Genomic DNA, 14,333 nt, shown 5'->3' with positions numbered 1-14,333 from the left:
ATGAGGCATTTAAAAAGATTAGACAAGCCTCAAATTTTAGAGGAAAAACACATATGGACAGAAAAATTTATAGAATCTGGAAAAAAAAGACCGAGCTCTAAACAATATGACCATGAAAAAATTAAAGAAGAATTAGCGAAAATTAGCTTAAATAAATGTTTTTATACCGAAGTCTTATTTTCTGATTTATCCGAAGCGCAAGTTGATCATTATATTGAAGTAGCAGAGGATAAAAATAAAACGTTCGAGTGGGAAAATTTGTATTTAGCCCATGAAAAAAGTAACGTAGGAAAATCTTCAAATAAAGCTATTCCAAATTTAGAAACATTAGATCCATTCATTGATTATGATGACGAAATCGAAAAACATATTTTTTTTGTTGATAACAATGTCCGAGGGTTAACTGAAAAAGGGATAAAAACAATACAAAAGTATAATTTAAATAAAGGTATCTTTAATGGTTTAAGAGCAACAGAACTAATTAAATTCTACAAAGTATGGGTTGCTATTGGCGAAAACAAAAGTAATAGGGATTTTACAGACTTAGAAAAGCAAACTCTTAAATCATTTGCACAACCAGATGCACCATTTTCATTAATGTTTAGATTAATTTTAAAACAACATTCATTATTATGATAAAAGGTTTATTACGTTTCGTTATTGCTGTTATTTTCATCCTTTCAGGTTTTGTAAAAGCAGTTGATCTGGTAGGTTTTTCCTTTAAAATGGAAGAATATTTTTCACCAGCTGTTTTCAACATGCCTTTTTTTGAAAAGTTTGCCTTACTTTTTTCAATAATTGTAGTGGTTTTGGAGCTTCTTCTTGGCTTCATGCTCCTGCTTAAATTAAAACTGAAATTCACGCTATCTGCATTGATTGCGCTTTGTATTTTCTTTGGTTTCCTTACATTTTATTCGGCCTATTTCAATGTGGTTACAGATTGCGGTTGTTTCGGAGATGCTATTAAATTTACGCCCTGGGAAAGTTTTGTGAAAGATATTGTTTTGCTGATCGGGCTTATCATCGTTTTTATTTTGTACAGAAAAGAATTTAAAAACAAAGCTGATTATGATTATAACAACAAAAAAGAGCCATCAAGTAAGGTTAAATATATTCTGCTGGGAGTATTTTCATTAATCATGATTTTCATAATGTCTCAGGGAATTATGCATGAGCCGGTCATTGATTTCCGCGATTATAAAATCGGGACAGATTTGAAAGGAGAAAAGGAAAAAATTAATAAAAACCCATCTGAATACAAAACTTTTTACTCTCTGAAAAACCAGAAAACGGGAGAAGTTTTAAAGGTAAATCAGGATGATTATATTAAAGAGACAAAATACTGGGAAGAAGGCTCTCCGTGGAAGATTGAAGAAGGAAAAAATGAATCTGTACTGGTAAAAGAAGGATACAAATCTGAAATTGTAAAATTCAAAATTGAAGATCCTACTGGAATGGAAGTTACGGATGAAGTGATCCAAGCACCAAAAGCAATCCTTGTTTTTTCCTATCATCCAAAAGATATTTCACCTGAGCTGCTGCAAAAAGTGGAGGCTAAAGTTAAAAACCAGGGCGCCAATGTGGTTTACGGAGTTTCAACTGACCCGAATACTTTTAAAACCATAAAAAATATGATGATGGACGGGACAGCCATCAAAACCATTGCAAGAAGCAATCCTTTTGTCTTAATTTTACAAAACGGAAAAATTGTAGACAAGCAGCCTGCAAAGGACTATGTGAAATAAGTCAATTGTAAATGGTGAATTGTTAATTTTAAATAAACAAAAACAAATTTTAAAACACTAAACTTAAACTATATATTTTAAAATGCAAAAATCAAATAAATCGATTGCCGGTTACCACTTATTAATGATTCTCTCTTCTGTGGACGGAGAATTTGCGCCGGAAGAAGGGCTTCTTATCCAGCAATATCTTGCAGATGAGTTCCCTTTCAGAGTAGATCTTGATAATGAGCTGGAAACCATCGCTTTACTAAAGCCGGAAGACTGGAAAGATCACTTTGAATTTCATGCACGCTGTTTTCAGGATGATTCTACAGCAAAAGAGCGTGAAAAATTTATACAATTTGCTAAAACATTAATAAAGGCTGATCATAAAGTAACTGACGAAGAGCATACTTTTTACAAGCTTTTGAAAAATCTTTGGAACATTTAATAAAGAAACCAGAAGTCAGAAGCTAGATATTAGTCTAATTTCTAACTTCTAATATTTAACTTCTAAAAAATAGAATCTATGAGAAGAAAAATAGTTGCAGGAAACTGGAAAATGAACAAAAACGTAATTGATGCCCAGCAATTAATGGTTCAGTTACTAAGCTATAAGAACAATAATACCACTAACTGCGAAGTATGGATCGCACCGCCGTCTTTATATTTAATGATGGCAAAAGATATCTTCGAAAAAGATGAAATCGGTGTATTTTCCCAAGACATGAGCGAGCATGAAAGCGGTGCCTACACCGGGGAAATTTCTGCAGATATGCTGGAATCAATTGACGCTACGGGCTCGCTGATCGGGCATTCTGAAAGAAGACAGTACCATGGCGAAACAGATTCCCACTGCAATAGAAAGATAAAATTAGCTTTAGATAAAGGTTTAATTCCTGTGTACTGCAATGGTGAAACATTGGAGCAAAGAAAAGCAGGGCAGCATTTGGAAGTGGTAAAAAACCAGACTGAAGTGGCTCTTTTCACACTTTCTGCGGAAGAAATTAAAAAAGTGGTGATTGCTTACGAACCGATTTGGGCCATCGGAACAGGTGAAACTGCAAGCCCTGAACAGGCTCAGGAAATTCATGCTCATATCAGAAATATTATTGCTGCAAAATACGGCCAGGAGGTTGCTGATGAAGTTTCCATCCTTTACGGAGGTTCTGTAAAACCGGATAATGCCAAAGAAATTTTCTCTCAGCCGGATATTGACGGAGGCCTTATCGGCGGAGCTGCTTTGAAGCTGGATGATTTCTCTAAAATTATTGAGGCTTTTAATTAATTTGAATTTAAATATTATATGAAGATCGTCTTTGGGCGGTCTTTTTTATTTTCAATTTCCTACAGATTTTCACGGATTTACACAGATGATTGCGTATAATCATTAAAAAATAAAATTACATAAACATCGTATAAATCTGTGGTTGAAAAAAGCGGAAGTTAATCTCCCGCTTTACAAAATCTAATTATTGAATATCGACTATATACATTGTTCCCTTATCCTGTTTGCCGGTTTTGGGAAGAATTTTTGTTTTTGGATTGCCGTTTCCGTCATCTGTTACCCCGAAGTCATCGTCATTGAAAATGGCCAGCTTATTATTTCCTAAATACACAATTCCTTCAAATTTATCGTGCTCATACCCAATTTTTGAAACTAAATCAACCGCTAAAGTTTTAGTAACAGGCTTCAATCCGGCTGCGTTAATTTCATCCCAGGTACTTTGTTCAAGGGTTTTTCCGTTAATTTTCATTCCGTCAACGGCTGTAAGATCCGTTCCTGAGACATCAGAAGCCCCGGAAAGATTAATTCTGTATACTTTTTTAATTCCTCCTGCTGAACCGAAATTTCCATCTCTTTCAATTACTAAAAACTCAGTATTGCTGATCGGGGTAATATCGCAGACAGAATCTGATGCGCCTCCGTCCTGTTTGTATAAATACTGCTTTGTTTGTCCTGTTGCAAGATCAAAAGTTACAATTCTTGTCAGTGTTGTATTGGTGGCTAAAACTTTTGATGGAACATACATCGTAGACTGCATAGTTCCTACCAGCGTTTTTCCGTCCGGTGTCATACACATCCCTTCCATTCCTCTGTTTGGACGTCTTTTAGCGAAAACAGCCGGCAATTTTCTTGTTCCGGTATTCACCCCTATCGGGCTGATTCTTTCCATTTCTACTCCCTCTGCACTATAATGTACGATATGAGGTCCGTATTCATCAGATACCCAGAAAGTTCCGTCTGCGGCGGCAACAATACTTTCACTGTCTAATCCGTAATTATCTGTTCCCAGTACACTTCCGTCTGCTGCATAAGCGGTTTCTCCCGTACTACCCATTCCTACCGGGTTTGGAAGACCGGTGATCAATTGTCCCGAAGGATTTTTAAGCTTAATATATTTTATAACCTCAATATTTCCGTCTGCATTGATTTTAAAATGCATAATGGTAGGTGTAAAATTCGGAACAAGGATTTTAATTCCGTTTGAAAAGGCTACGTTCGGACCACGGTCTGTAATGGCGTAAAATTCTCCTTTTCTTGTAGGATGCGCCGTTGCTCCGGAACCGAAACCTCCATTGATTACATTTATCCCGTTCAGAGTCGTTAATGTTGTAAAAGGAAATTCCTGCGGAAGCTTTGAATAGTTAACATCCTGATTTGTTGTGTTGTCATCGTTATTACAAGCCAAAGAAATAACGGCAAATAATGGTAATAAGATTTTTTTCATACTCCTTTTTATTGGGAGCGAATGTAGATATTGAATATAAATTGGATATGAAATTAATGATAATTGTATTTTAATTCGCTCACAAAAAAAGCTCAGATAAAATCTAAGCTTTGTATTTTATTTTACTTTTGAAACTATATAGTCTGATCTTCGTGCTTTCCTTCCATAATCTCTTCCACCATTTTTGCATTGAAAGCCGGAAGATCTTTCGGTGTTCGGCTCGTCACCAGGCCGTTGTCTACCACTACTTCACTGTCTTCCCAATTGGCTCCGGCATTTTTGAGGTCTTTGCTGATGGAGTTTACGGAAGTCATATTTCTACCGCTTACTACCTCGGCGTTGATCAAAATCTGCGGGCCGTGACAGATGGCTGCCACAGGCTTTTGCTGCTGGAAAAAATCTTTTACGAATGATAAAGCGCTTTCATTGGTTCTCAACTGATCCGGATTAATAACTCCACCCGGCAAAACTAATGCATCATAATCCGAAGCATTAGCTTCATCCAAAGTTTTATCAACATTATATTCCTGGCCCCAGTCTTTTTCTGCCCAGGCTTTGATAGTTCCTGATTCGGGGCTGATGATGTGAGCGGTCCAGCCCTGCTGCTCCAGATGTTCTTTCGGTGATTTCAGTTCGCTTTCCTCAAAACCGTTGGTTGCTAAAATTGCAATTTTCTTTGACATAATTTTATGATTTAAGTGTTGTGACATTTTTAGTGGAAAAATAATGCCGTTCTGAGTTTTTGAGTTTATAAAAATTGTTAAAAATGACAATTGTATTTACATTAAAAAAGTCATTAATGAAAAAGACTGACATTCTTCGGTGGCTGAGGCTCCCGAAGCCACTGTTCCTGAGACCCTAGCCCCGATCGCAGCATTTGTCTGAGCTCATTTTTTGGTTTCAGGGGCGGGGCTTCGCCCCGCCCCTGAAACCAAAAAATAGCGAGTGCGGAGAGCGGGAAAAAGCTTCAAATAAAAATAAATCAAACAGCTCCTGTAAAAGCCTGGAAGATGGAAGATAGGTGATGGAAGTTTTCTACTATTGTGGAAATTTTTAATTTGGATATAAAAAAACGCACCAAATAAATTTGATGCGCTTGATTATTTCTGTGAAGAAATTACTTTTTCTCTGTTGATCTCTGTAAAACTTCGTCTACCATTCCAAAGCCTTTTGCTTCTTCGGAAGTCATCCAGTAATCTCTGTCTGAAGCTTTTTCCACCCAGTCGTAAGTCTGACCGGAATGTTGTGCGATGATATCATAAAGCTCCTTTTTAAGCTTTAACATCTCTCTGAGGTTGATTTCCATATCGGAAGCCACCCCTTGCGCACCTCCTGATGGCTGGTGAATCATCACTCTTGAGTGCTTCAGGGCAGAACGCTTTCCTTTTTCACCTGCAACCAGCAATACAGCTCCCATAGAAGCCGCCATACCTGTACAGATGGTAGCTACGTCCGGCTTGATGATCTGCATCGTGTCATAAATCCCCAATCCTGCATAAACGCTTCCACCAGGTGAGTTGATGTAAATCTGAATGTCTTTGGAAGGATCCGCACTTTCTAAGAAAAGAAGCTGTGCTGTTACGATATTAGCAACCTGATCGTCAATTCCAGTTCCCAAGAAGATGATTCTGTCCATCATAAGACGGGAAAAAACGTCCATCTGAGCAACGTTTAATCTTCTTTCTTCCATAATGTACGGTGTAAGATTGGTAGGACCATACATTCCCATATACTGATCGGTAGCCAGACCGCTGTTTCCTAAATGTTTTGTAGAGAAATCTCTGAATTCTTTTTTAATGTCCATATTTCTATTGTGTATTATTACATTTTACGAAAATTAAATTACAACTTTTATTCCTAAAAATTTATAGGACTTTTTGTCATAGACTTTTGGTTAAATGCAGTTATCGCCGACTTATCTGTCAGTATAAATTCCGGTAATTGCCGTGTAATTTAAAATTTTGGCCAATTCTACGGAAACCAGCGTGAGCATCTGGATTTTCTTCAGCTGTTCGAAATATTTTTCTTCATCTGAATCAGCGTATTCAGAAAGCTCTTTTTTAGTTTTCAAAATCAGATAATTTACATATCTGAATTTATGAATGAGAATATCCCCAGCTACCTGCTCCGGGATTTTGTCGCCATAGTTGGGAGAAATAATATTCCGGGTAGACCAGTCGTTCAACTCGCTGTAAATATTCATGGAATTTACGGCGGCTTTACTCAGCTCTTCATCCATTAAGCCGAAAAAAAAATTTCCTTTTCTCAGTTCTTCCTTTTCTATACCTTCTTTGATGTAATCAACAATTTTTTTGTTTAATTCCACCTGAAATTCGTAGCCGTCTTCTTCAAAATGATGCAAAATCTCCTCGATAACTGTGATATCATATTTCTGCTGATCCGGGGTGGTTCTTTGAAGAACAACATCTCCATAGTTCAGCATGTGATTGATAAGATCATTTTCAAGCTTTGTGACATTGAAGACAATAGGATCTACTTCTTCACGAGGCTCATTTACAATTTCAAGCTTCGCAGGCTGCTGAGTATCGGCTCTTACCTGGACTTTTTGAGTCTGATTTTGTGTAATCTGCTTCTGAACATCAAGCTCGTTAAACAAACTTTGCTCCGATAACCCGAATTTATTGGAAACTTCTTTAAGATAAACCTCCCTTTTTAAAACATTCTGAACAAATGAAACCGATTTTACGATGTCACGGATCGCCTCTGCTTTTTTTATAGGATCATTTCCTACTTCCTTTAAAAGAATTTCTGCTTTAAAATCAATAAAATCCAGCGCTTCATTTTCGATGAATTTTTCCACATATTCCTGTGGATGCTTTCTGGCAAAGGAATCCGGATCATCTCCATCCGGAAACAGAAGAACCCTAATGTTCATCCCTTCCGTAAGAAGCATGTCTATACTTCTGAAACTTGCTTTAATTCCGGCATTGTCGCCGTCAAACAGGATGGTTACATTTTCCGTTAATCTTTTTATTAATTTAATCTGCTCCGTCGTCAGTGAAGTTCCTGAACTCGCTACCACATTTTCAATACCCGACATATGAAGCGAGATGACATCCATATACCCTTCCACCAAAAGACAGACATTTTTCCGGGAAATTGCCTGCTTGCTTTGATTTAAACCATAAAGAACATTGGATTTATGATAAATTTCCGTTTCGGGAGAGTTGAGATATTTTGCTGTTTTAACATTGTTTTTAAGGATTCTCGCTCCGAAACCCAAAACACGGCCTGAAAAACTGTGAATCGGGAAAATTACCCTTTCCCGGAAACGGTCGACTCCTGAAGGTGTATTCTCCGGGAAAATGGAAAGCCCGGATTTTTCAAGAATTTCTTTTGAATATCCTTTCTCCAGAGCATAAGCCGTAAATGCATTTTTTTGTTCAGGAGAATATCCAAGCTGAAACTTTTTGATGATATCATCCTTTAGTTCTCTTTCTTTAAAATAAGCTAATCCAATAGATTTTCCTTCATCAGAATCCCAAAGTATTTCCTGGAAATAATTGTTCGCCACCTCATGGATTTTGTACAGCAAATCTCTTTCAGTATGCGCCTGTTTTGCTTCCTCGGAAAAGTCTTTCTGGTCTTCTTCGATTTCTATTCCGTATTTTTTTGCGGCGTGGCGGAGTGCCTCAGGATAGGTGAAGTTTTCAATTTCCATCAGGAAAGAAATGGCAGTGCCTCCTTTACCTGTAGAGAAGTCTTTCCATATCTGTTTTGCTGCCGAAACTACGAAGCTCGGGGTTTTTTCGTCATGAAACGGACTGAGTCCCTTATAATTAGACCCTGCCCTTTTCAACTGCACATATTCTCCCACGATCTCTTCTACGCGAATCGTTGAAAATATTTTATCTATGGTCTGTTTGGAAATCATGATGTAAAAATAAGAATATGTTTTTTGATTTCTATACAATTAATTGCCATAAAAAATAAGCAACCAATCTCAAAAATTAGTGATATAAAATGTAACGAATTAATTGTAAACCATTTAGAATGTCTATCCGACTATCTTATGGAATCAATATAAATCATAAGATACTCATTCACAATTTTTTATAAAAAAAAACAGCTCGAATCCCAAATTGCGCTGATTTTCAGATAGTTAAATTTATTTTAACTTCACCTAAATAAATTACAAAACCGTAAATCCGGACTGTGATTTTTAGTTGAAAACACAAATTATTATTTAAAAATTCTAAAGATTAAACCAAATCATTAAAAATAATAAGATGAAAAAATTTACATTTCAATTCAGGAAATGGGCATTATTAATTTTATTTTTTGCTGCAGTCAGCATCAATGCCCAAAAGAGTACGCAAAACTACAGATTAGGATCAAACGCAGAGTTTTTAAACCAGTTACAGACCCAATTGAAAGCTACAGCTGATGATAGCAAAAAAGCATCATTATTGCTGTATGCACCTGATCAGAAAGCATTTACTTCTTATGTGAATTTTCAAAAAAAAGCAAACGGAATTTTACATTTGGAAGGTGAAGTAGAAGGAGCTCCGGCCGGAACTTTCAGCATTAAAGTAAGTGAAAACAAGCTGGATGGAAATATACTTTTCCCTCAAAGCAAAAAAGCATATATCTACTATTCTGACCATAACGGAACTGCTTTTATAAAAGAAATAGACATTAATAAAATAGTTTGTGTTGATTTTCATGCATCTACCAATTCGTCTACTATTTCTGCAGCTGCAAAAAATGCAGATTCACAAAAAAGTACAGGCCCGGTAAATGTTTTTAGCCTTGAAAGCTTTCCGGGTGCTGCCGGTTGTTTATTGCTGGATTTTAACGGCCATACCCTTCCTGCAGGCAGTGGATGGAATGCAGGAAATCCTATTGTAGCCTTACCTTCAGGAATGACTGATGCCAATATTCTGGAAGCCTGGGAAATTGTTTCTGAAGATTTCAGACCTTTTAACCTGAATATAACTACCGATGAAAATGTATTTAACAGCTATCCGCTGAATAAAAGAAGAAGATGCATTATTACTCCTACAGATGTTGCATCGCCTAACGGAACGGGCATAGCTCTTATCAATAGTTTTTCTTCCGTGAGTGACGCTCCTTTGCTGGGTATTTACACTTTCAGCAGGAATTTATGGAAAAATCGTCGGTGAAGTAGCTTCCCACGAGCTGGGTCATACTTTAGGCCTCCATCACGATGGCCAGGGTCAGTATGGCTATTATGGAGGCAACGGAAACTGGGCGCCTATTATGGGTGTAAGCTACTACAAAAACGTGACACAATGGAGCAAAGCAGAGTATTCCAACGGTACCAACCATGAAGATGACCTTTCCATTATATCCAATACCAATACCAACGGAGTGGGATACAGACAGGATGTCCACGGTGATACATTTGCCACTGCCTCATATCTTATCACTTCGGGAGAGCTTGTAAATGCTTCACAAAACCAAGGAGTTATAGACCGTTCCAATGATGTGGATATTTTTAAATTCCATGCAAACGGAGGAAATATATCCCTCAAAGTACAGGCAGCAGAAAGACACAGTGATCTGTTATTAAAAGTCATTCTGTACAACAGTCAAAATAATCTTATCGCCACTTTCACCGGAAACACTTCTAATCTGGGTGATCCTGTAGTTATTAATACCAACCTTGCAGCCGGAGATTATTATCTTGCCATAAGCGGAACAGGAGAAGGAACTCCGGATACTGGATATTCCAATTATGCATCTTTAGGACTCTACAGCATTTCCGGAACGCTTCCGAAAATAGGAACCCTGAGTGTGAATGATATTGATAATATTGCCGTTTACCCTAATGTTGTTAAAAGCGGATTTACCATTGATACCAAAAACCTCGGTAAGTACGAGGTGCAGATTGTCAACAGCCTCGGGCAGCTTTTATATAAAAAAACGATTTCAGAGCAGCTTCATCAGGTTCCGTTCGAAGATAAACCGACAGGAATGTACTTTGTAGTTCTCAAAAATATGAAAACAGGTTCCCAAAAATCATACAGCATCCTCAAACAATAACTTCCATGAATAACTGCCCTGCATTTTATAATCTGCAGGGCAGTTTTGTTTATAATTAATCGTAAATTGTAGTGAATATTTTATAGTCATTGATTATTTTTGAATAGTAAAACTTCCTTTTAAACTAAAGGATATTCAAATTGAAATAAAATAATGCATTACACAATACAAACAATTGAAGACTGGCAGAAAATAGTTGACAATATCATTCCTGAGCTTAAGCACAATATTTTGCTGCTAAAAGGAAATCTGGGTGCAGGGAAAACCACTTTTACACAATTTTTGCTTAAAAAACTAGGCAGTGAAGACGAAGTAAATTCCCCTACCTACTCTATTGTTAATGAATACAATACCCCAAAAGGAAAAGTATTTCATTTTGATTTGTATCGTTTAAAAAATATCGAAGAAGTTTATGATATAGGCATTGAAGAGTATCTGGATAACTCATTTCTCTGCATTATTGAGTGGCCGGAAGTCTATGAAGATGAGCTGTACGGACTTAATTACCACGAAATGAGCATCATAAATACCGGAGACCGCCGGGAAATCAGTTTCGATTAAATATTATGTATCTTTGCTGTTGAAATTGATTGTAAAATAAATTATCTGTAAGAACCTAACATTTTTTAAAGAATGAGTACTACAAATATTTTTACTCCTTTTACTGAAGAAGAGCTGATCCCGAAAGAAGAAAAGCTGGAAGTCATCAAAAAAGGAAAACAATTCAGCATAGGAATCCCAAAAGAAACCTCCCTGAATGAAAGAAGAGCCTGCATCACGCCGGACGCTGTACAGGTTTTGGTAGAGCACGGCCATGAGATCATTATAGAAGCAGGAGCCGGTGAAGGTTCGTTTTTTACAGATTTACAATACTCCGAATCCGGAGCAAGAATCACCCAGGATCCTAAAGAAGCTTTCTCACAGGATCTGATCCTGAAAGTAAACCCTCCTACTGATGAGGAAATTGACTATATGAGACCAAATACCTATCTGGTTTCGGCACTTCAGATCAATTTACGGGATAAAGATTACTTCCTGAAACTGGCTGAGAAAAAAGTAAATGCCATCGCTTTTGAATTTATCGTTGATGAATATAAGCAGCTGGCCTTAGTAAGACTCATCGGAGAAATTGCAGGAACTGTTTCCATACTGTACGCCTCGGAGCTATTGGCTTTATCAAACGGCTTAATGCTAGGAGGAATTACAGGAGTACGACCTGCTGAAGTTGTCATTTTAGGAGCCGGAATCGTAGGTGAATTCGCAACAAAAGCAGCTATAGGCTTAGGGGCAAGTGTAAGGGTTTTTGATAATTCTCTTTCAAAATTAAGAAGACTCCATACATTGGTAGACAGCAGGGTTCCTACATCCATCATTGATCCGAAGGAACTGGGAAAAGCCTTAAGAAGAGCCGATGTAGTAATAGGAGCGCTTCCAAGGCTGAATATGACACCGATAGTGACCGAAGATATGGTCATGAAAATGAAAAAAGGCAGCGTAATCATTGATATTACCATCGATAATGGGAAAGTAATCGAAACTTCCGAGCTTACCACCATGGAAGATCCTTATGTCATCAAGCACGGTGTAATCCATTGCGGGCTCCCGAATCTTACCTCAAGAATGCCGAGAACAACCACAAAAGCAATTTCTAATTTCTTTTTATCCTATATTTTAAATTACGACGAAGAAGGCGGCTTCGAAAACATGCTGGTTCGCAAAAATGAAATGAAACAGAGCCTTTACATGTACAAAGGCAGGCACACAAAGAAAATCATCTGCGACCGTTTCGGGCTTACCTATCATGATATCAATCTTTTAATTTTCTAATGAAAAAACTGAAATTCTATGCAATCGGTCTTATTCCCGGATGTATTATTGTATTTTTTATATTAAACAAAAAAGGAGCAAGCTGCAGCGGTTACCTTCCTAACAGCCGTGTAATAGCGGAAACTTTGTCTAAAGAGTTCAAATATTCGGAAGCTGCCACAACGGAAATGAATGCTTTGAAGATTAATGAAAAATTCTTAAAAGACAGCATTATTACTCACGGAAAGATTGATTTCGACAGGAGTCACGCTCAGAAAAAACCGTGCCCGGATTATGTACTGACCTATCCGGAAAAAAATCCTTCCTATGAGATCACATTTGAAAAATGTGAGGAAACCACGACTTTAAATTCTTTAAAAAAATTGAAATAACTTAATTTTTTGATAATGACAGATGCTTCGGCAGGCTCAGCATGACATTCTGCTAATACTAAGCATTTAAAGCAAAAATTCATAAAACGATGCAAGGCAATTACTACATGATTCATGATTATCTGATATTCATTGGAGTATTTGCTATTTTCTTTTTTTTAACGTTAAGTATTTATCTGTTTACCCAAAATCAAAAAATAAAGAAAAGAAATACCAAGCTTTCTGAAACCAATAAAATTATCGAACAAAAATTAAATGAAGTTCAGCTGGAGCACATCGGCACAAAGCTGAACCCGCATTTATTTAAAAATATTTTAAATTCTGTTCAGTCACACGCTTACCAGACCTATATGTCGCTGGACAAGCTGGCGAATGTTCTGGATTATATTTTATATGAAAGCAATAATAAATTTGTAAGTCCGAAAGAAGAAATTAATTTCGCTTTAAGTTTAATTGAAATTAATAAAATAAAGGTAAATCCGCTTTTTGATTTCAGAATTAAATCTAAAATTGATAAATCAGATGAAATTTACGAAGAAAAGGTATTTGCTCCTCTGATTTCTGTGGATCTTATTGAAAACGCTTTCAAACATACTGATTTTCTGGCACAGGATTCATTTATCGCTATTCAGATGGAGCTTGAAGATGGCATTTTTACCATAAAAGTGAGCAACAAAGCATCCTTAAAAAATACGCTGGAAAAAGAGAAAAGCGGTTTTGGAAGCCAGTCTTTGGATCAAAGATTGAAAATGATCTACAATACCTATTATTCACTTCAAAAAAGCTCGAAAAACGGCATTTTCACCGCAGAATTAACAATTAATTTCAGGGAATTTTATGATAAAATGCGTTATTCTTGATGATGAGTTACTGGCGATCAGTTATTTAAAGCTTCTATGTGAACAGATTGATCATGTGGAAGTTGTAAAAGCATTCAATGATCCCAAATTATTCCTGAATGAAATTGAAACCATAGACTGCAACCTCTGTATTTTAGACATTGAAATGCCCGGAATGAACGGCCTGCAGGTGGCAGAAAAGATTTCCGGATCAAAAAAAATCATCTTTACAACCGCTTATAAAGAATACGCCGCCGAAGCTTACGATCTGAATGTAGTGGATTATGTAAGAAAGCCGATCAAAAAAGAACGTTTGATACAGGCCTTCGAAAAAGCAAAAGAACTTATCGGGACTTCACAAAAAAAAGAGTCTATTGAATGGAATACCAATATCGGCAAAACCACTATTTTCACGGAACAGATCATTTATATAAAAACTTCTGAGATCGACAGCCGGGATAAGGAAGTTACTTTATCGGACGGAACCGCCATTGTTTTAAAAAACCTGAGCTTTAAAAACTTACTTGAAATGCTTCCCGCCAAAGATTTTGTCCAGATCAATAAGAAAGAAATTATTGCAGTATCCGCCATAAAAGTTTTTTCAACTAATGATATTATCACCACCATTACGGCTGACGGAGAAAGCTTTCTAAGGCTTCACATAGGAGAAGCATATAAAAAATCCCTTACAGACTTGTTCGGAAAGTAGAACTTTTACTTTCACTGCAGAATTTTTCCCTTTCATTACATTTAAAAAAGAATATCATTTAACATACAAATATTCTTATCAACTTTGCAAAAAATAAAGGA

General features: G+C 36.7%; 15 protein-coding genes. 11 read left to right on the top strand and 4 right to left on the bottom strand.

The features are described from left to right. From H560_RS0100645 to tpiA, 4 genes are all read left to right on the top strand, one after another. Positions 1 to 636 (top strand): hypothetical protein, encoded by a 636-nt coding sequence (locus H560_RS0100645; RefSeq protein WP_027378243.1) that lies wholly within the window; start codon positions 1 to 3, stop codon positions 634 to 636. Then, on the top strand, positions 633 to 1,745 hold the full coding sequence (locus tag H560_RS0100640; RefSeq protein WP_027378242.1) for a BT_3928 family protein: 1,113 nt from the start codon (positions 633 to 635) through the stop codon (positions 1,743 to 1,745). The genes H560_RS0100645 and H560_RS0100640 overlap by 4 nt, the downstream gene beginning before the upstream one ends. An 82-nt stretch (positions 1,746 to 1,827) precedes the next feature. Next, positions 1,828 to 2,175 carry a tellurite resistance TerB family protein gene (locus tag H560_RS0100635; RefSeq protein ID WP_027378241.1) on the top strand — a complete coding sequence of 116 codons (348 nt, stop codon included), beginning with the start codon at positions 1,828 to 1,830 and terminating at the stop codon, positions 2,173 to 2,175. Positions 2,176 to 2,253: 78 nt separating this feature from the next. Then, entirely contained in the window at positions 2,254 to 3,012 is a 759-nt protein-coding gene (gene tpiA, locus H560_RS0100630) for a triose-phosphate isomerase (RefSeq protein WP_027378240.1), read from the top strand. Positions 3,013 to 3,196: 184 nt separating this feature from the next. Here tpiA and H560_RS0100625 read toward each other — a convergent pair whose 3' ends face one another. The 4 genes from H560_RS0100625 to dnaG all read right to left on the bottom strand — a co-directional run bounded on the left by H560_RS0100625 (position 3,197) and on the right by dnaG (position 8,351). Then, positions 3,197 to 4,456 (bottom strand): esterase-like activity of phytase family protein, encoded by a 1,260-nt coding sequence (locus H560_RS0100625; RefSeq protein ID WP_027378239.1) that lies wholly within the window; start codon positions 4,454 to 4,456, stop codon positions 3,197 to 3,199. Positions 4,457 to 4,590: 134 nt separating this feature from the next. Next, on the bottom strand, positions 4,591 to 5,139 hold the full coding sequence (locus H560_RS0100620; protein ID WP_027378238.1) for a type 1 glutamine amidotransferase domain-containing protein: 549 nt from the start codon (positions 5,137 to 5,139) through the stop codon (positions 4,591 to 4,593). A 434-nt stretch (positions 5,140 to 5,573) separates the two neighbouring features. Then, positions 5,574 to 6,260, bottom strand: a complete 687-nt coding sequence (gene clpP, locus H560_RS0100615; RefSeq protein WP_027378237.1) for an ATP-dependent Clp endopeptidase proteolytic subunit ClpP — start codon at positions 6,258 to 6,260, stop codon at positions 5,574 to 5,576. Between the two features lie 111 nt (positions 6,261 to 6,371). Continuing rightward, the gene (dnaG, locus tag H560_RS0100610; RefSeq protein ID WP_027378236.1) at positions 6,372 to 8,351 is read right to left on the bottom strand and encodes a DNA primase; all 1,980 of its coding nucleotides are present in this window, start codon (positions 8,349 to 8,351) and stop codon (positions 6,372 to 6,374) included. A 355-nt stretch (positions 8,352 to 8,706) separates the two neighbouring features. On the opposite strand from dnaG, the gene H560_RS0100605 reads away from it, so the two are divergent. From H560_RS0100605 to H560_RS0100575, 7 genes are all read left to right on the top strand, one after another. Further along, a complete protein-coding gene (locus H560_RS0100605) occupies positions 8,707 to 9,603 on the top strand; it encodes a hypothetical protein (protein WP_027378235.1) in 897 nt (298 codons plus the stop codon). Continuing rightward, positions 9,542 to 10,486 carry a T9SS type A sorting domain-containing protein gene (locus tag H560_RS0100600; protein WP_027378234.1) on the top strand — a complete coding sequence of 315 codons (945 nt, stop codon included), beginning with the start codon at positions 9,542 to 9,544 and terminating at the stop codon, positions 10,484 to 10,486. The genes H560_RS0100605 and H560_RS0100600 overlap by 62 nt, the downstream gene beginning before the upstream one ends. A 153-nt stretch (positions 10,487 to 10,639) precedes the next feature. Further along, entirely contained in the window at positions 10,640 to 11,047 is a 408-nt protein-coding gene (tsaE, locus tag H560_RS0100595) for a tRNA (adenosine(37)-N6)-threonylcarbamoyltransferase complex ATPase subunit type 1 TsaE (protein WP_027378233.1), read from the top strand. A gap of 72 nt (positions 11,048 to 11,119) precedes the next feature. After that, positions 11,120 to 12,313 (top strand): alanine dehydrogenase, encoded by a 1,194-nt coding sequence (locus H560_RS0100590; protein WP_027378232.1) that lies wholly within the window; start codon positions 11,120 to 11,122, stop codon positions 12,311 to 12,313. Next, positions 12,313 to 12,684 carry a hypothetical protein gene (locus H560_RS0100585; RefSeq protein WP_027378231.1) on the top strand — a complete coding sequence of 124 codons (372 nt, stop codon included), beginning with the start codon at positions 12,313 to 12,315 and terminating at the stop codon, positions 12,682 to 12,684. The genes H560_RS0100590 and H560_RS0100585 overlap by 1 nt, the downstream gene beginning before the upstream one ends. An 89-nt stretch (positions 12,685 to 12,773) precedes the next feature. Further along, the gene (locus tag H560_RS0100580) at positions 12,774 to 13,544 is read left to right on the top strand and encodes a histidine kinase (RefSeq protein ID WP_027378230.1); all 771 of its coding nucleotides are present in this window, start codon (positions 12,774 to 12,776) and stop codon (positions 13,542 to 13,544) included. Then, positions 13,522 to 14,232, top strand: coding sequence for a LytR/AlgR family response regulator transcription factor (locus H560_RS0100575; RefSeq protein ID WP_027378229.1), 711 nt, complete (start codon positions 13,522 to 13,524; stop codon positions 14,230 to 14,232). Before H560_RS0100580 ends, H560_RS0100575 begins: the two co-directional genes overlap by 23 nt. Positions 14,233 to 14,333: the final 101 nt, after the last annotated feature.

This window comes from Chryseobacterium daeguense DSM 19388 (assembly GCF_000430825.1).
Lineage (GTDB): Bacteria > Bacteroidota > Bacteroidia > Flavobacteriales > Weeksellaceae > Chryseobacterium > Chryseobacterium daeguense.
This window is presented reverse-complemented; position numbering and strand designations above follow the sequence as displayed.